19 protein-coding genes are annotated in these 17,426 nt (G+C 64.2%); 10 read left to right on the top strand and 9 right to left on the bottom strand.

The annotated features are described in order from the left end of the window. The first annotated feature begins 3 nt into the window (after window positions 1–3). Genes N551_RS0131900 through N551_RS36445 form a run of 3 tightly spaced genes read left to right on the top strand, consistent with a single transcriptional unit; the run spans window position 4 to window position 1,330 of the window. Entirely contained in the window at window positions 4–816 is an 813-nt protein-coding gene (locus tag N551_RS0131900; protein WP_027570374.1) for an ABC transporter permease, read from the top strand. An 11-nt stretch (window positions 817–827) separates the two neighbouring features. After that, window positions 828–953, top strand: a complete 126-nt coding sequence (locus N551_RS39615) for a hypothetical protein (RefSeq protein WP_256379065.1) — start codon at window positions 828–830, stop codon at window positions 951–953. An 11-nt stretch (window positions 954–964) separates the two neighbouring features. After that, the gene (locus N551_RS36445; protein WP_245287882.1) at window positions 965–1,330 is read left to right on the top strand and encodes a hypothetical protein; all 366 of its coding nucleotides are present in this window, start codon (window positions 965–967) and stop codon (window positions 1,328–1,330) included. Here N551_RS36445 and N551_RS0131910 read toward each other — a convergent pair. From N551_RS0131910 to N551_RS0131925, 4 genes are all read right to left on the bottom strand, one after another. Next, window positions 1,327–2,178 (bottom strand): carbohydrate ABC transporter permease, encoded by an 852-nt coding sequence (locus N551_RS0131910; protein WP_027570375.1) that lies wholly within the window; start codon window positions 2,176–2,178, stop codon window positions 1,327–1,329. The two genes, N551_RS36445 and N551_RS0131910, sit on opposite strands and share 4 nt — an antisense overlap. Beyond that, window positions 2,175–3,047, bottom strand: coding sequence for a carbohydrate ABC transporter permease (locus N551_RS0131915; RefSeq protein ID WP_027570376.1), 873 nt, complete (start codon window positions 3,045–3,047; stop codon window positions 2,175–2,177). The genes N551_RS0131910 and N551_RS0131915 overlap by 4 nt, the downstream gene beginning before the upstream one ends. A gap of 76 nt (window positions 3,048–3,123) precedes the next feature. After that, a complete protein-coding gene (locus N551_RS0131920) occupies window positions 3,124–4,509 on the bottom strand; it encodes an ABC transporter substrate-binding protein (RefSeq protein WP_027570377.1) in 1,386 nt (461 codons plus the stop codon). 209 nt (window positions 4,510–4,718) lie between these two features. Further along, window positions 4,719–6,644 (bottom strand): AsmA family protein, encoded by a 1,926-nt coding sequence (locus tag N551_RS0131925; RefSeq protein ID WP_027570378.1) that lies wholly within the window; start codon window positions 6,642–6,644, stop codon window positions 4,719–4,721. A 290-nt stretch (window positions 6,645–6,934) separates the two neighbouring features. On the opposite strand from N551_RS0131925, the gene N551_RS0131930 reads away from it, so the two are divergent. Genes N551_RS0131930 through N551_RS0131940 form a run of 3 tightly spaced genes read left to right on the top strand, consistent with a single transcriptional unit; the run spans window position 6,935 to window position 8,969 of the window. Beyond that, a complete protein-coding gene (locus N551_RS0131930) occupies window positions 6,935–7,642 on the top strand; it encodes a CoA transferase subunit A (protein WP_007596238.1) in 708 nt (235 codons plus the stop codon). An 18-nt stretch (window positions 7,643–7,660) separates the two neighbouring features. Next, a complete protein-coding gene (locus tag N551_RS0131935; protein ID WP_027570379.1) occupies window positions 7,661–8,311 on the top strand; it encodes a CoA transferase subunit B in 651 nt (216 codons plus the stop codon). A gap of 22 nt (window positions 8,312–8,333) precedes the next feature. After that, window positions 8,334–8,969: a GNAT family N-acetyltransferase gene (locus N551_RS0131940; RefSeq protein WP_027570380.1), complete on the top strand. Its 636-nt coding sequence runs from the start codon at window positions 8,334–8,336 to the stop codon at window positions 8,967–8,969. Window positions 8,970–9,012: 43 nt separating this feature from the next. On the opposite strand, the gene N551_RS0131945 is transcribed toward N551_RS0131940, so the two are convergent. The 3 genes from N551_RS0131945 to N551_RS0131955 form a co-directional block, all read right to left on the bottom strand. Then, window positions 9,013–9,891 (bottom strand): SUMF1/EgtB/PvdO family nonheme iron enzyme, encoded by an 879-nt coding sequence (locus N551_RS0131945; RefSeq protein ID WP_027570381.1) that lies wholly within the window; start codon window positions 9,889–9,891, stop codon window positions 9,013–9,015. A gap of 50 nt (window positions 9,892–9,941) precedes the next feature. Continuing rightward, the gene (nirK, locus tag N551_RS0131950; RefSeq protein ID WP_027570382.1) at window positions 9,942–11,039 is read right to left on the bottom strand and encodes a copper-containing nitrite reductase; all 1,098 of its coding nucleotides are present in this window, start codon (window positions 11,037–11,039) and stop codon (window positions 9,942–9,944) included. Between the two features lie 236 nt (window positions 11,040–11,275). Continuing rightward, on the bottom strand, window positions 11,276–11,482 hold the full coding sequence (locus N551_RS0131955; RefSeq protein WP_027570383.1) for a hypothetical protein: 207 nt from the start codon (window positions 11,480–11,482) through the stop codon (window positions 11,276–11,278). A 159-nt stretch (window positions 11,483–11,641) separates the two neighbouring features. On the opposite strand from N551_RS0131955, the gene hemN reads away from it, so the two are divergent. Next, on the top strand, window positions 11,642–12,994 hold the full coding sequence (hemN, locus tag N551_RS0131960; protein ID WP_027570384.1) for an oxygen-independent coproporphyrinogen III oxidase: 1,353 nt from the start codon (window positions 11,642–11,644) through the stop codon (window positions 12,992–12,994). A 101-nt stretch (window positions 12,995–13,095) separates the two neighbouring features. After that, a complete protein-coding gene (locus N551_RS0131965) occupies window positions 13,096–13,293 on the top strand; it encodes a DUF1858 domain-containing protein (protein ID WP_007596228.1) in 198 nt (65 codons plus the stop codon). An 87-nt stretch (window positions 13,294–13,380) separates the two neighbouring features. Here the strand turns inward: N551_RS0131965 and N551_RS0131970 are convergent, their stop codons facing one another. Then, a complete protein-coding gene (locus N551_RS0131970) occupies window positions 13,381–14,091 on the bottom strand; it encodes a Crp/Fnr family transcriptional regulator (protein WP_027570385.1) in 711 nt (236 codons plus the stop codon). Between the two features lie 128 nt (window positions 14,092–14,219). Between N551_RS0131970 and N551_RS0131975 the strand changes: the two genes are divergently transcribed. Further along, the gene (locus tag N551_RS0131975) at window positions 14,220–15,431 is read left to right on the top strand and encodes an NnrS family protein (RefSeq protein WP_027570386.1); all 1,212 of its coding nucleotides are present in this window, start codon (window positions 14,220–14,222) and stop codon (window positions 15,429–15,431) included. 2 nt (window positions 15,432–15,433) lie between these two features. On the opposite strand, the gene N551_RS0131980 is transcribed toward N551_RS0131975, so the two are convergent. Then, the gene (locus N551_RS0131980; RefSeq protein WP_027570387.1) at window positions 15,434–16,462 is read right to left on the bottom strand and encodes an AraC family transcriptional regulator; all 1,029 of its coding nucleotides are present in this window, start codon (window positions 16,460–16,462) and stop codon (window positions 15,434–15,436) included. 203 nt (window positions 16,463–16,665) lie between these two features. Between N551_RS0131980 and N551_RS0131985 the strand changes: the two genes are divergently transcribed. Further along, window positions 16,666–17,286 carry a response regulator transcription factor gene (locus N551_RS0131985; RefSeq protein ID WP_027570388.1) on the top strand — a complete coding sequence of 207 codons (621 nt, stop codon included), beginning with the start codon at window positions 16,666–16,668 and terminating at the stop codon, window positions 17,284–17,286. The last annotated feature ends 140 nt before the right edge of the window (window positions 17,287–17,426 follow it).

Below are 17,426 nucleotides of genomic sequence, written 5' to 3' on the forward strand. Positions count from 1 at the left end.
GCGATGCGCAAGGTCTCCCGCCTGTCACGCTTCAACGTCGCCTCGCTCGCGCTGGGTCTGGCCTTCCTCTACCTGCCGATCCTGATCCTCGTCATCTATTCCTTCAACGCCTCGCGGCTGGTGACGGTGTGGGGCGGCTGGTCGCTGCGCTGGTATCACGAGTTCTTCAATGACCGTGCTATGATCGAGGCGGCCTGGATGAGCCTGCGCGTCGCGGTTTCGTCGGCGACCATTGCGACCCTGATCGGCACGCTTGCCGCCGTGGCGCTGTCGCGCGGCGAGCGGTTCCGCGGCCGCACCCTGTTCTCCGGCATGCTCTATGCGCCGCTGGTGATGCCGGAGGTGATCACCGGATTGTCGCTGCTGCTGCTGTTCGTGGCGCTGAACGCCGAGCGCGGCTTCTGGACGGTGACGATCGCCCATACCACGCTGACGATGTGCTTCGTCGCCGTCGTCGTGCAGTCCCGCCTCGGCTCGCTCGACCGCTCCTTGGAAGAGGCCGCGATGGACCTCGGCTGCGATCCGGTGCGCGCGTTCGTGGCCGTGACGCTGCCGCTGATCGCGCCCGCGATCGTCGCGGGCTGGATGCTCGCCTTCACATTGTCGTTGGACGATCTCGTGATCGCGAGCTTCACCACCGGCCCGGGCTCGGCGACGCTGCCGATCCGGATCTACTCGGAGGTGCGGCTGGGAGTGAAGCCCGAGATCAACGCGATCTGCACGCTGGTGATCGCCCTGATCGCGGTCGTCATCGTGATCGCCTCGCTCGCTTCGAAATTGTCGAGCTCGCAGGGCGAGAGCGGGGCGCCGCTTTGAGAGCGGAGGCGATGATGATTTTCGCCTATCAGGTCCTCGTGCATACGCCGGTCTGGGTCCTCGCACTGCTTGCCTACCTCGTCTGGCAAGGTGTGCAGGCGATGCAGCGCGCACGACGCCGATCTGGCGCGCGCTGATCGTACCAGTCGTGTTCATCGTCTGGGGGATGTCCAGGATCGGCTTCGGGCATCAGGACAGCGCATGGCCGCTGGTCGCATGGTTTCTGGCCGCAATCGCGCTGCTGCCGCTAGGCGTGCTGACGCCGCGCCCTTTCGAACTGGATCACGCGACCGGGCAGATCATCCGGCCGGGCAGTCCAGTTGGTCTGGTCCGCAACCTCATCGTCTTCGCCTCGCAATATGCGGTCGGCGTGATCTCGGCGATCGATGCGGACGATCGTGCGCTGGCCGTCATCGTCGGCCGCGCCATCTCCGGCGCGACCGCCGGCTATTTCATCGGCTCGACGATCGCGCTTCTGATCGCGTATCGCCGCAAGAGCGCGGCCGATGTTTAGGACTTCACCGCACCTGCCGTGAGCCCGCCCACCATGTAGCGCTTGAAGGCGTAATAGACCGCGGCCGGCGGCAGCGCGTAGATGAAGCCGGTGGTCATCAACAGCTCCCACGGCGAGTCGTCGGCGGCGAGGAAGTTGCCGAGCGCGACCGGCAGTGTGATGTCGGTGTCCTTGGACAAGAGCAGGAACGCGTAGAGATATTCGTTCCAGGCCAGCAGCACGGCATAGGTGCCGATCGCGACCAGCGAGGGCATCATCAGCGGCACATAGACCAAGCGGAACAGCTGCAGCGTGGTCGCGCCGTCCATCACGGCGGCCTCGTCGAGCTCGACCGGCAGCTTGTCGGACGCCTGCTTCAGCACCCAGATCGCATAAGGCGAGGCGATCGTCACCATGGCCAGGATCAGCGACCAGTGATTGTTGAGCAGGCCGTAAGTGCCCATGGTGCGGTACATCGGCACGGCGAGGAACGCCGCCGGGATGAAGTAGGTGAACAGCGCGAGATTCATCACCCAGCGGCCGCCCGGCACCTTAAGCCGCGAGATCGAGAATGCGGCGGCGGTCGCGATGAACAAGGTCAGCGCGCCGGCGGCCAGTGCGATCACAGTCGAGTTCCAGAACTGGATCCAGAAGTCGCGCAGGAAATAGTGCTCCTGGTAGAACACGATGTGGAAGTTGTGCAGCGTCGGATGATCCGGCCACAGCTTGCCCGAGAACGCGTCCTCCTTCGGCGAGATCGCGAAGAGGAACATGTGGTAGATCGGAATCATGGTCCAGATGAAGACCGGGATGCCGATCAGCAGGAGCTTGGCTTCGGTACCAACTTCGCGGAGGGTGGGAAGCTTCATCGCGACAACCGTTTCATCATGAAGTACATCAGCGGCAGCACGAACGGTATCGCGCAGACGATGGAGGCCATCGCGAGCGAGAGCTGGTCGAGCCGGAGATAGCGGATGCCGAGCGTCGACAGCACATGCGTGAGGTCGGCCGGCCCGCCGCCGGTAAGCAGATAGACGCTGTTGAAGTCGCCGAGCGTCCAGATCATCGAGAGCAGCGTGCAGGTGATGTAGAGCATCTGCATCGACGGCCAGGTGATGAAGCGGAATTTCTGCCACGGACTGGCGCCGTCGACCTCGGACGCCTCGTACAGATCCTGCGGGATCGCGAGCCGCCCAGTCAGCAGGATCAGCGTCCAGAACGGCAGCGACTTCCAGATATGCACGGCGATCGCCATGGTCAGCGCGACCGTCGGATCGTTCAGCCAGTTCGGGCCGTCATCGCCGGTGAGGGAGAAGATGAAATGGTTGACCATGCCCCATTCGGGATTGAGCATGAAGCGGACCGACAGGATGGTCGGGATCGACGGCACCGCCCAAGGCAGGATGAAGATCACCGACAGCCATTTGATCCAGGGGCGCTGCTGGGCGAAGAAGCCGGACAGGAACAGCGCGATCAGCATCTTCACGTTGATGCCGATGACCAGGAAGATCAGCGTGTTGACCGCGGCGCGCGCGAAGATCGGGTCGTTATACAGCGCGACATAGTTCGCCGGATTGCGCGCCAGCCACAGGCCGTAGCCGACGGGATAGAGGACGAAGGCCAGGAAGACGAGCAGATAGGGCACAAGCAGCAAGATGCCCCAGACCTGCTGCGTGGTTAGGCGCGCCGACAGGGGAGGGGCCGGAATTGTGTCTGAGCCGGAAAGTGTGATCGCCATATCGCATACCCACCGAAAGCAACCGGTCGCGGAGAGCCGCGACCGGTATTAGCATATACCTTATTTCAGTCCGGGATCAGCCCGCGACCGCCTTGATGCGGGCGATCAGTTCGTCGACCGCCTTGTCCACCGGCACCTTCTCGCTGACAACGCGGTTCATCGCCTTGGCCCAGACGTTCTCGTTGTTCAGGATGGTGAACTTCCAGTTCTTGGTGAAGTCGAACGGGGCGGTGCCGCCCTTGAACTGCGCGTAGACCGCCTTGCGATGCCGGTCGGCCTGCCAGAACGGGCTCTCCTGGCTTTCCTTCGTCACCGGGAACCAGCGGCCGAGCGCACCCTCGATATAGGGCCGGACGTTCTCTTCCTGGAGCAGGAAGGCGATGAACTGCTTGGCCTCGGCCTTGTTCTTGGCCACGGAGAAGACCAGTCCGGTCTTGACGTCCGAGCGGTAGCGGATCGTCGAACCGTCCGGAGCCTTCGGGAAGGACGCGGTGATAATGTCCTCGCCATAGGCCTTCTTGCCGGCTTCGCGCTGCTCGGGCGTGAGCGCCTGGTTCTGGGAGTCCTCGAACCACTTCGCCGCGATCGAGATCGTGAAGTTGTGGGTCATCACGATGGTCTTGTTGTGGAACGCGACGTTGTTGTCGGGATCCTTCCAGGTCGTCGAGGACGGCGGGGTGCAGCCCTTGATGTAGGTGTCGGTGTAGTCCTTCATCGCCTTGATCAGGTTCTCGCGGACCTTGGGATCGTCGACCGTGAGCTTGCCGTCGTCGTCGACCAGCTTGACGTGATAGGCATCCATGAAGGTGTAGAACGACTGGAAGGCGTCGGTGGATTCCACGCCCATCGGCTGGCCGACGCCGTAGACGCGCTGGCCCGTCGCCTTGCGGATCCCCGGTTGCACCTTGTCGCACCAGAACGTCCAGTAGCCTTCCCAGTCGGTCGGGATGTCGGCGAGCTTGAAGCCGGCCTTCTCCAGCATGTCGTTCCAGATCTCGACATGCATGCTCTGCTGCTTCAGCGGGAAGCCGTAATAGGCCTTCTTCTTGGTGACGTCGTTATAGAGGATCGACGCATCCAGCGTGTTCTGCACGAACCGATCCTTGATCGGCTCCATGATGTCGGAGAGGTCCTCGAGCCTGCCTTCGTAGGCCCACTTGCCCTGCACCTGCACGTCGTAGGTGTCGGAATAGGCAACATCGGGCACGGTGCCTGAATCGAGTGCGGCGACCGTCTTCGGAATCATGTCCTGGATCGCGTACTGCGACAATTCGACCTTGATGCCGGTCTTGGCTTCGAACTTCTTGATCGTATCGAGCAGCGCGTCGTCTTCGGAGCGGTAGAAGCCCTTGCCCCACCAGACCGTAATCGTCTTCTGCTGCGCAAATGCGGGTGCAGCGGCTGCAAACAGCCCGGCCGCAGCGACCGCCAGTGATACTGCGCCAATAACCTTGGATTTCACGTTTTTCTCCCTCAAACGGCCGGTGTTTTTAACCGGTCGTATAAAACACTAGCGCATGGCCGTGGTACGATCTAGCGGCTTCTTGTCAGACATAGGTCGTGGGGTGTCGGGCGAGAGGAGATGCTTAATGCGCGCATCGATCCAATCGCTGCATCAATTCGCCCTGATCAATTCTGCGTCGATCGGCTGGTGCCGCTTGATCGCCGTCCTCAGTTGGACTTCGCGCCCTTGGCGTTCTCCGCTGTCGGCGCTTCGGCCGGTGCGGGACGTTTTCCGGTCCCGGTGATACGCTCGATCGCGGAGCGTACCGCGTCGCCCGGCTTGCGGTCTTTCAGCATGTCGAGCAGGGGCGCTGAGGCCGGCGAGCGGCGGATCAGGCTTTCCGGGTCGGGGAACACCAGGGGATCGTCCCAGGGGCCCTGCACGACGAAGGGCAATTCGAACCCCGACGCGCTGTTGAGGCTGGCCACGCCCTTCATGTCGTATTCGCGCGTCGGCACCGATGCGGTGCCGGTCATCGTGATCTTCGCCGCCGGTCCCTCGACGCGGATGTCCTCGGCGGTGGCCACGCCATCGGAGAACTTCACCGCGATAGTGAGATTGTCGTAAGGGGTGGAGCCGTTGCGGAAATTGCCGCCGCCGGACAGCGGCCGCCGCTCGAGCCGCTTCAGGAGCTGCTCGGCATTGAAGCCGGAGATCGCGCCGTCATGCCCGGTCACGATGGCGCTGCCGTCGAGCGACTGCACGAGGCCGAACGGGCTCGAGCCGGACGCGAGGAGCGAGACGTTGATGTTGCCGCGCCCGGACAGCTTGTTGATACCGAACAGCTCGGAGGCGCAGGCCTGAAGGTCGACGTCGGTGAACTGGAACTGCGCCTTGATGTCGGCGACGGTGTCGGAGCGCGCGATGCCGAACGAGCCCTTGGCGATGCCGCCATAGACCTGGGCTTCGCCGACCGAGAGCGCCAGCGTGCCGTTGCGCAGATTCGCGCCGATCGCGGTGCGGCCGAGTTTCGACGCCCCGACCGTCAGCTTGGCGGCCGACAGGCGCATGTCGAGGTCGGTGGTCGAGAGGGCGTTGAGGTCGAACAGCTGCCTGTTCCAGTCGCGCGCGCCGCTCGCGAGCAGGCGGAAGGTCGAGATATAGGGCGTGAAGTCGAGCGCGTCGGCTGCAAGCGTCGCCTGCAGCGTCTGACGGCCGTTATTGGCGTAGGTCATCACGCCCTCGGCGGTGTTGCCGTCGAGCTCGACATTGACATTGGTGAGCGCGATCGAGGCGCCGACGACATTGGCCCGCGCCTTCAGCGCGAAGCGGCCGAAGCCGCCGCTGGCGGGCTGCGGCTGGCCGGTCCAGCGCAGCGCGTTGCGCAAGGACGGGCTGTCGATGGTGAGCGTGCCCTCCATCATCGGGCTGGTGCGGTTGGCGACGCTGCCGTCGAAGGCGAGCTTGAGCGGTGCGCTCGCGATCCGCGCCTTCAACCCCGAGCGCTCGCCGGAGAGCGCGGCGACGAAATCGGAAAAGCTGATCGAGCCGTCGACCCGTTCGCCGCGCCAGTCGAACTGTCCGGTCGCGGCGAAGGAGCGCGAGATCGAGGGCCAGGCCAGCGACAGGTCGATGTCCTCGAACTTCTCGGTGCCGTGCGTGGCAGCGTCCTCGTAATCGAGCACGCCGTCCTGGATCCGGATCTCGGAGAACGACACCTGATTCTCGGCACCGGGCTTCATGGTGCGCGCGATGGTCTGGATGAACGGCGTCCAGTTGCTCTCGCCGTCCGGCTTCAGGCTGACATGGATGCGCGGCCGCAGCAGCGTCAGGTCGGCGATCTCGAACCGTTGCAGCAGCAGCGGCAGCAGCCGCAGGTTCGCGGTGAGCACGTCGACATGGAGCGCGGGATCGCTGGTACCGCCGCCCTTCAGGCCGACGTCATGGAAGGAGATGTAGCTTGCCGGCAGCACCGAAATGTCGATCGCGCCTGCGACATTGACCTCGAGTCCGGTGACGTCGCGGATCTGCGTTTCCACCGCCTTGCGCAGTGCGTCGCGATTGATGAGCCATGAGGTCGCGATCAGGGCGATCAGCGCCACGCCGAGCAGCGCCGCGATCGGCGTCCCGAGGCGCTTCATTCCTTGGGCCATGGTCAATGGCATGTCCTGATCGGGTTGGTCGCTGGAGCCAGAAGGCGGGCCGGGAAACCTGCGCGCCCCCACGCCCAAGACCTATTGTGTTAAGTGCCGCAACTTGATGGGTTTTCTTGTCGCTTTCAAGGCCACGGGAACGGTTGCGCCCACGGCTTGGGCAGCTTCTATCACCCAGGGGCGGAGCGGAGAACCCCGTATCATTGACGGCTTCGGACGATTTCGCCTAATAATCGCCGCCAATAAGGCGCGACGCCTGCAAGCCGAAGGTTCACTCGAAGGTTATTTGCATGAACAAGGTCTATCCCGACGCCAAGTCGGCTCTCGAGGGCGTTCTGAAAGACGGCATGATGATCATGTCGGGCGGCTTCGGCCTCTGCGGCATCGCCGAGACGCTGTCGGACGCGATCCGCGACTCCGGCGTCAAGGACCTGACGGTGGTTTCGAACAATGCCGGCGTCGACGGCATTGGCCTCAGCCGCCTGCTCGAAACCCGCCAGATCAAGAAGATGATCTCGTCCTATGTCGGCGAGAACAAGCTGTTTGCCCAGCAATTCCTCGCCGGCGAGCTGGAACTCGAATTCAATCCGCAGGGCACGCTGGCCGAGCGCATTCGCGCGGGCGGCGCCGGCATTCCGGCCTTCTACACCAAGACCGGCGTCGGCACGCTGATCGCCGAAGGCAAGGAAGTGAAGGAATTCGACGGGCAGAAATACCTGATGGAGCGCGGCCTGTTCGCCGACCTCGCCATCGTGCACGCCTGGAAGGGCGACACCGCAGGTAACCTCATCTACCGCAAGACCGCGCGCAACTTTAACCCAATGATGGCGACCGCCGCTAAAGTCACTGTGGCCGAGGTCGAGCATTTGGTTCCGGCCGGCGAACTCGATCCCGACCACATCCACACGCCCGGTCTTTTCGTCAAGCGCATCGTCGAGGTCGGAACGGCCAAGAAGCGCATCGAATTCCGCAACACCCGCCCGCGCACCGCCGCTTAAGCGTATCAGGAGAACCACATGGCCTGGACCCGTGAACAGATGGCTGCGCGCGCCGCGAAGGAATTGCGTGACGGCTACTACGTCAACCTCGGCATCGGCATCCCGACGCTGGTCTCGAACTACATCCCGGACGGCATGGACGTCAGCCTCCAGAGCGAGAACGGCATGCTCGGCATGGGCCCGTTCCCCTATGAGGGTGAAGAGGACGCCGATCTCATCAACGCCGGCAAGCAGACCGTGAGCGAGCTGCCGTCGACCTCGTATTTCTCGAGCGCGGATTCCTTCGGTATGATCCGTGGCGGCCACATGGATCTGTCGATCCTCGGTGCGATGCAGGTGGCCCAGAACGGCGATCTCGCCAACTGGATGATCCCCGGCAAGATGGTCAAGGGCATGGGCGGCGCGATGGATCTCGTCGCCGGCGTCAAGCGCGTGGTCGTTGTGATGGAGCATTCGGCGAAGGACGGTCCAAAGCTCCTGAAGCAGTGCAATTTGCCGCTGACCGGCGAGCGCGTGGTCGACATGGTCGTGACCGATCTGGCCGTCTTCACCATCGACAAGCACGGCAACGGCGGTATGGCGCTGATCGAGCTCGCCGACGGCGTCTCGCTCGACGAGGTCAAGGCCAAGACCGAAGCCGAATTCCGCGTCGCACTGAAGAACACGTAAGGTTTTCGCGAAGGGGGCGCGCATGACGATACGGTCTGCGCGTCCCGAAGACGCCGACTTCATCGCGCAAACCATCCTGTCATCGCAACGCGGCTACCGGCCGCGCGGCTGGTTCGACGTTGCGCTCGGTTTGCCGGAGACGCAGTGCCGCGAGTTCGTCGCGCGCATCGTGGTCGCGCGCGCGGTGTCGATGTGGCACGTCTCGGAATTTCTGGTCGCCGAGATCGATGACAAGCCTGCGGCTGCCTTGTGTGCGCTACCGGCGGACGGCACGGGACCAGCAGCTTGGCGTGCCATCGAAGAGATCGCTGCCGCGACCGGGCTCGCCCCGCCTGAGCTTGCCGCCATCCGCCAACGTGGCGGCTACACGCGCGCCTGCTGGGTTCAGGGCGGTGAGGGCGATTGGATGATCGAGTATGTCGCGACTGATCCCGCCTATCGTGGTCGCGGTCTCGTGCAGTCGCTGATCGCGCATGCGCTGGAGAAGGGGCGGGCGGCTGGATTTGCCCGGGCGACAATATCGTTCCTGATCGGCAACGAGCCCGCCGAGCGCGCTTATGCCAAGGCCGGCTTTGTCCTTGCCGAGGAGAAGCGCGATCCTGCCTTCGAGGCGATCATCGGTGCGCCGGGCTTTCGCATGTTCGCGCGGGCGATGTGAATTCCCGGCGTCGTGCTGGCGAAGGCCATGACGCTACGATCACTCACGACCTCGCCGCCCACGTCTTGCTCCACCGCGCCGATACGCTGGCGACCCAGGACGTTTCCTCTCGCACCAGGCGGAAGCCGAGATTGGCAGGCGGTACGCCTTGCGCGCAGCCGCCGGCGCGGGCGTCGCGGATGAAATCCGTGACATAGGCGCGGTGGGCACCTTCGGCGACGCGCACGCCGCAGTTCACGGTCGGTTTGCCGGTATTGCCGGCCGCGTCGGTGCGCGAGCGCACGAAGCAGGTCGAGGTCCACTCCCAGACATTGCCGGCGAGATCTTCGATGCCGTGCTCGTTCGAACCGAACTTGCCGAACGGATAGGCGGTCGTGTCGAAGAGGTCGCGCTCGGATTCACGCTCGTAGCGACCGATCCAGCGCTTCGATGGATCTGCTGCGTCCACCGGAAGGCCGTCATCTCTGAATCTGGAGCCGGCCGCAAAAGCCCATTCCGCGTCGCTCGGCAGGCGGTAGCTGTGACCGGTCTTGCGCGAGAGCCAACCCGCATACGCCTCGGCATCGTGCCAGCTCACCTGCACCGCGGGTCGATCGGAGGCGATGGCCACGCCGCGATCAAGCGCGCGGCAAGCTCCCTCCCACACGCAAATCTGATAGTCGGATGACGAGACCTGATGCCGCATGATGTGCAGCGGCCTCTCGAAGCGCATCGCGCGCAGCGGCGCTTCCGCTTGCTGTCCGGCACGCGTGAAATCGCCGGCCTCGCGATAGGACAGGCTGCCTGGCGCGACCCTGACGATGGCGGGCTCCGTCGCGGTGCCGTGGGTCCCGATGTCCGATACCAGCGGCGCCACTGCGATCGGCCCCGCAAGCCCGGCGGCGCAGGCGAGTAGCAGCTTCAGCTTGAATGCGATCAGCATGGTCGTTCCCCATGAAAAAGGGGTCGGTCATCACCGGCCCCTCGTCGCGTCTAGTTGGTGTTGGGGGGCGGGATATCGGCAGGAGCCTTCACCTGCGTCATCAGATCGTCGTTCCATTTGCCTTCGACCTTGAAGTGCGCGGTGGCGCCGAGGTCGGCGGCCTCGATCAGATTGTGCGTGACATAGGCGTAGATGCCGGGCTGCATGAACTTGTACAGCGCAGCGCCCGCCGAGCCGCCGCGGATGAACCAGGTCTCGAGCCCCGTCTCCGGCGCGTTGGAGAACTTGCCGGTCTCCCAGACATAATCGCCATGGCCGCCGATCAGATGCGGACGGCTGTCGCGATTGGCCTGCGAATGCACGATCAGCACGTTCTCGCCGACATTGGCCGTGAGCGCATTCTTGCCGGTGAGCGCGCCGACCTTGCCGTTGAACACCACATGGGAGGGGATCAGCTTCTTCATCACCTCTTCGGTGTCGGTGAAGGCTTCGCCCGGCGATTCATAGGATTTGAAATTGCCCTTGTCGTCGCGTGGCACGTACATGTCCTGCTCGCCGACATAATAGACCTTGTCGTATTTCAGTGCGTGGCCCTTGCCGTCGTTGAGGCCGTCGCGCGGCAGCACCATCACGGCGCCGTTCATGCCGGAGACGACGTGCCAGGGGATCATCGGGCCGCCCGGTGCGCAATGGTAGACGAACACGCCGGTCTTGGTCGCCTTCCAGCGCAAGACGACCTGCTCGCCGGGATTGACCAGCGTGAGCGCACCGCCGCCGAGCGCACCGGTCGCGGAATGGAAGTCGATGTTGTGCGGCATGGAGTTGGATGCGGGATTGACCAGCGTCGTTTCGACGTAGTCGCCCTCGTGCACGACCATCATCGGACCCGGCATCGAGCCGTTGAAAGTCATCGCCTGGAAGGTGGTTCCCTTCTCGTCGATGACGACTTTCTTCTCCTCGATCGTGAGCGTGAATTCCACGATCTTGGGGCCCTGCTTGGTCGCTTGCTCATGCGCGTGCACGAACGGCGGAGCGACCAGCTCGACCTTCTGGCGCGGCAGTTTGAGATCGTCGGCAGCCAAGGCGGGTGTCGCCAGCATCAAGGCGGTGGCGGCGGCGCTGATCAATGCGGCTCGGCGGGTGAACATCGGAAGCATCCTTCATCTGAAATGGTCTTGATGACGGAATGCAGTGTGCGCCGATCGCGGCAACGCTGTTTGTGCTGCAACAAGCTTTTGCCGTATTCGCCTCCGGTAAAATCCTTAGGAGTTTGTCGAAGATCGCATCGGCGATACGAAAGACGCGGTGGTGCGCGACGTCAGCCGCATCGAGCGCAAATCGCTCGCACGTTCAGTTCCGTGTATTGCGGATGGATTGTTCTCGGCTAGAGCAACTGGATCGCAATCCAGACCGTGCCCCAAACAGCGAGCGACAGCGCGGCGAAGACGGCGGCCGTGATGACCATCACGCGTACCAGGTGGCTGGCGCCAACGGCAGGCGTGGAAGGGACCGGACGAAAATCGTCGAAGCGCGGGATATGGCCGCGAACGCCGGTGAGCCACAGAACGAGATCGAGCGCGAACGACGCCATAACCTATCTCCAGAGGGCAATAATCAAATGTCACCATGGCTCCGATCCCGTGCTGGGACTTTGAGCGAGCGCAAGGTTTCGCATCTGAAAACGGGTAATTTCGTGCCATCCGGGATGCGCCGCACCGCTGCGCAGCATTGATTGACGAATGGGTAAGATATGAGGGCCGATCTTGCGACGAGCTACGGCGAAGAACGACTGCCACGCTACACGAGCTACCCGACCGCGCCGCATTTCTCGCCGGCGATCGGCGAGGGTGCCTACGCCCAGTGGCTGGCGGAGCTCCCGGCGGCGGCCAGCGCGTCGCTTTATCTGCACGTGCCGTTCTGCCGCGAGATGTGCTGGTATTGCGGCTGCCATACCCAGATCGTTCGTCGAGACGGTCTCATCGCGGCCTATCTGCGTACACTGCGCAGCGAGATCGCGCAGGTGTCCGAGACGATCGGCCGGCGCATCAAGGTCGAGCACATCCATTTCGGTGGCGGCACCCCGACGATCATGGCGCCGGAGGCTTTTGCCGAGTTGATGGCGGCGATGCGCCAAGCCTTCTTCGTGCTGCCGTCGGCCGAGATTGCGGTCGAGATCGATCCCCGCACGCTGACGGCCGACATGGTCGAGGCCATGCGGCTCTCGGGGGTCAATCGCGCGAGCCTAGGCGTGCAGAGCTTCGACCCTGTCGTGCAGCGCGCGATCAATCGTGTGCAGAGTTTTGAACAGACGGCTTCCGTCGTCGACATGCTCCAGCGCGCCGGCATCAACGGGATCAACTTCGATTTGATCTACGGACTGCCGCACCAGACCGTTGCCTCGTGCCTGGATACGGTGCGACGTTCGCTCGAGCTTGGGCCCGACCGCTTCTCGGTGTTCGGCTACGCGCATGTGCCTGCTTTCAAGAAGCACCAGCGCATGATCGACGAGGCCGTGCTGCCCGACGGCCTTGCGCGCCACGACCAGGCCTGCGCGATCGCCAATGCGTTGAAGGAGGCCGGTTATGTGCAGATCGGGCTCGATCATTTCGCGCGGCCGGACGATTCCATGGCTGTGGCCTTCGAGCAACGCACGCTGCGGCGCAATTTTCAGGGCTACACCACCGACAAGGGCGAAGTCCTGCTCGGCTTCGGCGCGAGCGCGATCGGACATTTGCCGCAGGGCTATGTCCAGAACGAGGTCCAGATCGGCGCCTATGCGCAGAGCATCGCCGCGGGTCATTTGGCCACCGCGAAAGGCCATGGGCTCACCGACGACGACCGGCTGCGCGCCGACATCATCGAACGCATCATGTGCGAGTTCAGCGCCGATCTCGGCGATATCTGCGCGCGTCATGGCGCAGAGGCCGGGGCAATGCTGAAATCGGCATCGCGTCTGAAGCCGCTGATTTCCGACGGCGTCGTGAGACTGGACGGCGACCGCATCGCAGTCGCAAAGGACTCGCGCTTTCTCGTGCGCAGCGTCGCAGCCGCGTTCGACGCGCATCTGGATCCCGCGAAGCAGTTGCACAGCCGGGCGGTGTGAGATCACCTTACCGTCATGCCGGAATGACGGGCCAGCTTGCGCTTCGACAAAGAGACTCTCGCCCGCTCCGCTATCGTGGTTTCGCAACGGAGTTGTTGTCCATGCCTTTTGGATCCGACGATCTGGTCGATGACATCATGCGCACGGCGCCGCACACGATCCGCGTGTTTCTCGCCTTCAGGATGGCTTGCGTAGGCTGTCCGATCGCAACCTTCCACACGGTCGATGACGCCTGCCGCGAGCATGGCATCGATCGCGACAAATTCCTCGCCGCGCTGTGCGACCGCGTGCCGGCGTGAACCGGTCTGGAATTCGCGCGGGCCGCGTGCGGATTCCCGGGTGAGGGGCGCTTTCGCCGTAAGCGGAAGCACCCTTCACCCCTGGCTTCACGCCGCGCCGCTGTCGGGGCTCCGCTCCGCCAGCACGACGATCCCATGCGGATCGCGCAGGATGATGCGCTGACGGCCGCTTTCGACCAGCCCCTGCTGTTCCCAGCCGCTCAGGATGCGGCTCACGGTGTGCAGCGTGGTGCCGGTCATCTGCGCGATGTCCTGGCGGCTGATCGGGAAATCGATCTCGATGCCGTGGTCGAGCTTCTTGCCGGATTGTTTGGCGAGGCGCAGCAGCGCATGAGCGACACGCTGCTCGACCTGCTGGGTCGACATTTCCAGGATCCGGGTGTGGCTCTCCTGGAGCCGCGTGCCGACGGTCTGGAGCGTGTTGGCGGCAAGCGAGGGAAATCGCTCGACCAGTCGCGGCCATGCCGAGGTCGGCCAGATCAGGGCGACGCTGTCGTCGACCGCGATCGCCGTGGCCGGATAGCGCGCGGCGCCGATCGCCATCGCGAGACCGAACGTTTCGCCCGGCGCGACATAGCGCACCACGATCTGCTCGCCGGTCGGTGTGGTCTTGGCCGCGCGAACATGGCCGTGCAGCAGCAGGAAGAAGGATTGCGCGTCCGCGCCCTGCTCAAAAATGGCGCTGTTCTTGGGATAGCGCACTGAGCGGGCCTCGCGCAGGATCTCCTCGAGGTCCTCCGGTTTGACACCCCCAAACAGCGGCAAATGCGCAACCAGCGATGTGTCGACCTTGGCCATTCTGCCTCCTTGGCGCTGGAAGTGTGATGACACCTGCAATCGTCAGGGTGTTTGCGATAGCTCAAAAACGACCCGGCCGGACGGCAGTATTTTTCCAGGCGACGATTTGAACCGACTGGAGTTGACCCATGGCTGGCGTCCGATCCCGCAACTTTGAGGGCTGGCCGCTGTTTGCGAACAGCTTTCGGCCCTTTTTCCTGCTTGCCGCCATCCAGGCAGGGCTTTCGATCCTGGCATGGCTGCCGATGTTCTATGGCGAATTGTCGGTGAGCTCCGCTTTCGCGCCGCGCGACTGGCACGTCCATGAGATGCTCTACGGCTTCCTGCCGGCGGTGATCACGGGATTCCTGTTCACGGCGATCCCGAACTGGACCGGGCGGCTGCCGATCCAGGGGACGTCCTTGGCTGCGCTGGTGGCGGTCTGGCTCGCCGGTCGGGTCGCGGTGACGCTGTCTGCCGATATCGGCTGGGCGTTTGCGCTTGCCGTCGATGCCGCCTTCCTGACGCTGGTCGTCGCTGCTGCAACGCGCGAGATCATCGCCGGCGGCAACTGGCGCAACCTTCCTGTGGTGGTGCTGGTGCTCGTGTTGCTCGCAGGCAATGTCGCCTTCCATCTCGAAGCGCATTACGCGGGTGCGGCCGATGTCGGCATCCGCGTCGGCATCGGCGTGGTCGTTGTGATGATCTCGCTGATCGGCGGCCGCATCATCCCGAGTTTCACCCGAAACTGGCTGGTCAAGTTCAACCCCGGCCGCCTGCCGGTGCCGTTCGGGCGTTTTGACGGTGTGGTGATCGGGTGCAGCGCAATTGCGATCATCGCGTGGATCGTCGCGCCCTTGAGTACGGTTACCGGGGCGGTGATGGCACTGGTGGGTGTGCTGCACCTGGTGCGGCTTGCGCGCTGGGCCGGTGATCGCACCTTCCGCGAGCGGTTGCTCCTGATTCTCCATGTCGGCTATGTCTTCGTGCCGCTTGGCTTCCTCCTGCATGCTTTTGCCGTCTTCGGCGCGTTGCCGCCGAGCGCGGGCATCCACGCCTGGATGGCGGGAGCGGCAGGAACCATGACGCTCGCGGTGATGACCCGCGCGAGTCTCGGCCATACCGGACAGGCGCTGACGGCGTCGCCGGCGACACAAGCCATCTATGCCGCGATCATCGTCGCGGCGCTGGCGCGGGTCGCGGCGGTGGTTTGGCCGGCGCACAGCGATGCGTTGCTGCACCTTGCCGCGTGCGGCTGGATCGTTGCGTTCCTCGGCTTTGCCATCGCGTTCGGTCCGCTGCTCGCCGGCAGCCGTCGCCGCGCCCTCGCCATCATGGGCGTGCCCGTCCCGGCACGCTGAATTCAAGCCGCGGTCGCCGCGGGCCGTGATTCCAATGGCCGGACGCCTTTGCGCCATGCGGTGATTGTGCAGCCGAAATGGCCGCGGAACCAGCGGGCCATGGCGCTCTGTGCGGAGAAGCCGAGCTGCACGGCGATGTCGGCCAGCGGTCGGCCGGGGTCGTCGATCAGCTGGACCGCGAGATCGGCGCGCTGCGCGTCGAGGATGGCCGAGAAGCTGGTGCCGGCTTCGGCGAGATGGCGGTGGATGGTGCGGCGGGTGCAGGCGAGGTGCTCGGCGACGCGCTCGACCGTGCAGTCGCCGCCGGCGAGCAGGAGACGCACGACCTCGTCGACCTTCTCCTCCCAGCTTGCCGGCCGCGTCTCGATCGCCTCGATCCGCTTGCGCAGATAGCTCGCGATCAGCGGATGCGCGCTCGGGATCCGGCGCTCCATGTCGTGTGCCGACAACAGGATCGAATCATCCTCCGCATTGAAGGTCACACGGCAGCCGTAGAACTCGCGGTAGCGCTTGCGGTCGAGCGGCGGTGGGTAATGCAGGTGAACTTCCTGCGGCCGCCAATCGCTGCCGAACAGCGACTGGATGATGCGGTGGACGCTGCCGAGCGCCATGTCGATCGACTGGCGCGGCGCGGTCGGCTGTCGGCCGCGCAGGTGCAGCGTGACGGTGACGGTCTGCTTGTCCCGGGTGACATCCAGCTTCATGCCGTCGTGATGGATCGGGATGAAGCGCGAGAAGGCTTCGATGGCTTCACCAACGGTCGCCTGTTCGCGCACGATCAGGCCGACTGCGCCGAAATTGGTCAGCCCGCCGCGCTCGGCAAGCCGCAAGCCGAAATCTTCGGCTCCGGACGCCTCTGCCGACAATTCGAGCAGGCGGCGCAGGCCGGTGACGGCAATGGGCGTATCGGGCTTGTCGAGGCAGGCCAGCGGCAGCCCGACCTTGCGCATCATTTGTTTGGGGTCGAGCCCGACCGACCGGGCGACCTCCGGGTAATAGCTCAAGCCTGCGCTACGAATGAGGTCGGTCATGCGACCCGTTCCTGTCAGCCATCCCCGCAGATGTCCCGAAATGTAAAGTTTACGTCCCGATCCGTCAAATCCGGGAACCGGGTGGAACATACATAAGTGAAACCGAAGCACGGGCGTGAATGCCGTGCATATGACGGCACGGCGCGACGAGGCCCCGCTGCTGTCTCGGACCATTTGACCAAAGACATTGCTGGATCGGAATTATGCCGGGGAACATGCTTTCCAAGGGTGAGGTATTCGTCATCGACACCGATGCCGCCTCCCGCGAACAATTGTCCACCGCGCTCCAACAGAGCGCATACAACGTGATCTGCTTCGCCGACGGCGCGTCTCTGCTCTCGGAGGCCAAGGCGCGGATGCCGGCCTGCGTGCTGCTGGAGATGCCGCCCGATCGCTCCGGTCTCGACGTGCTCAAGCGCCTGCGCGAGGAAAACTGCATGGCGCCGGTGTTGGTGACCGCGACAAACGGCAGCATCGCCATGGCGGTTGATGCCATCAGGAGCGGCGCGGCCGACTTCATCGAGAAGCCGTTCCGCACCCGCGACATCGTCGACCGGATCGATGCCGCCATCGACGAGTTCGCGCAGCCCGGCTCCAGCCGGCAGCGCTGGCTGCCCGGCTGCGAACCCCTGACCGCGCGAGAGGGCGACGTGCTCGAGCATCTCGCCGCCGGCCTGACCAACAAGGAGATCGCCCGGCGCATGCATCTGAGCGCACGCACGGTCGAGGGCTATCGCGCCGGCATTCTGAGGAAGGCGGGCGCCAAGAACGTCACCGATCTGCTCCGCCGCATCTTCGGGCAGGGTTCGTCCGCTCAGGATTAAGGGCTCCGTCGCGGGCTGACGACACGTTCCGGGCCTTGCTGCCGCCGCGGCGGCGCCCCACGGAAACCCTAATCGAACCAGTTCCTTCCCTGCCGCGTCCAACCATGTTGGCGAGGCATTGGATCGCGCGTCCGGCTGGC

It is taken from the genome of Bradyrhizobium sp. URHA0013, from assembly GCF_000518345.1.
Taxonomy (GTDB): domain Bacteria; phylum Pseudomonadota; class Alphaproteobacteria; order Rhizobiales; family Xanthobacteraceae; genus Bradyrhizobium.

Bases quoted from the DNA above. Each gene is read 5' to 3' on its own strand.
- N551_RS0131900 (WP_027570374.1), top strand. From the start codon at position 4: ATGCGCAAGGTCTCCCGCCTGTCACGCTTCAACGTCGCCTCGCTCGCG.
- N551_RS39615 (WP_256379065.1), top strand. From the start codon at position 828: ATGATGATTTTCGCCTATCAGGTCCTCGTGCATACGCCGGTCTGGGTC.
- N551_RS0131910 (WP_027570375.1), bottom strand. From the start codon at position 2,178: ATGAAGCTTCCCACCCTCCGCGAAGTTGGTACCGAAGCCAAGCTCCTG.
- N551_RS0131915 (WP_027570376.1), bottom strand. From the start codon at position 3,047: ATGGCGATCACACTTTCCGGCTCAGACACAATTCCGGCCCCTCCCCTG.
- N551_RS0131925 (WP_027570378.1), bottom strand. From the start codon at position 6,644: ATGGCCCAAGGAATGAAGCGCCTCGGGACGCCGATCGCGGCGCTGCTC.
- N551_RS0131930 (WP_007596238.1), top strand. From the start codon at position 6,935: ATGAACAAGGTCTATCCCGACGCCAAGTCGGCTCTCGAGGGCGTTCTG.
- N551_RS0131935 (WP_027570379.1), top strand. From the start codon at position 7,661: ATGGCCTGGACCCGTGAACAGATGGCTGCGCGCGCCGCGAAGGAATTG.
- N551_RS0131940 (WP_027570380.1), top strand. From the start codon at position 8,334: ATGACGATACGGTCTGCGCGTCCCGAAGACGCCGACTTCATCGCGCAA.
- N551_RS0131945 (WP_027570381.1), bottom strand. From the start codon at position 9,891: ATGCTGATCGCATTCAAGCTGAAGCTGCTACTCGCCTGCGCCGCCGGG.
- nirK (WP_027570382.1), bottom strand. From the start codon at position 11,039: ATGTTCACCCGCCGAGCCGCATTGATCAGCGCCGCCGCCACCGCCTTG.
- N551_RS0131955 (WP_027570383.1), bottom strand. From the start codon at position 11,482: ATGGCGTCGTTCGCGCTCGATCTCGTTCTGTGGCTCACCGGCGTTCGC.
- hemN (WP_027570384.1), top strand. From the start codon at position 11,642: ATGAGGGCCGATCTTGCGACGAGCTACGGCGAAGAACGACTGCCACGC.
- N551_RS0131965 (WP_007596228.1), top strand. From the start codon at position 13,096: ATGCCTTTTGGATCCGACGATCTGGTCGATGACATCATGCGCACGGCG.
- N551_RS0131970 (WP_027570385.1), bottom strand. From the start codon at position 14,091: ATGGCCAAGGTCGACACATCGCTGGTTGCGCATTTGCCGCTGTTTGGG.
- N551_RS0131975 (WP_027570386.1), top strand. From the start codon at position 14,220: ATGGCTGGCGTCCGATCCCGCAACTTTGAGGGCTGGCCGCTGTTTGCG.
- N551_RS0131980 (WP_027570387.1), bottom strand. From the start codon at position 16,462: ATGACCGACCTCATTCGTAGCGCAGGCTTGAGCTATTACCCGGAGGTC.
- N551_RS0131985 (WP_027570388.1), top strand. From the start codon at position 16,666: ATGCCGGGGAACATGCTTTCCAAGGGTGAGGTATTCGTCATCGACACC.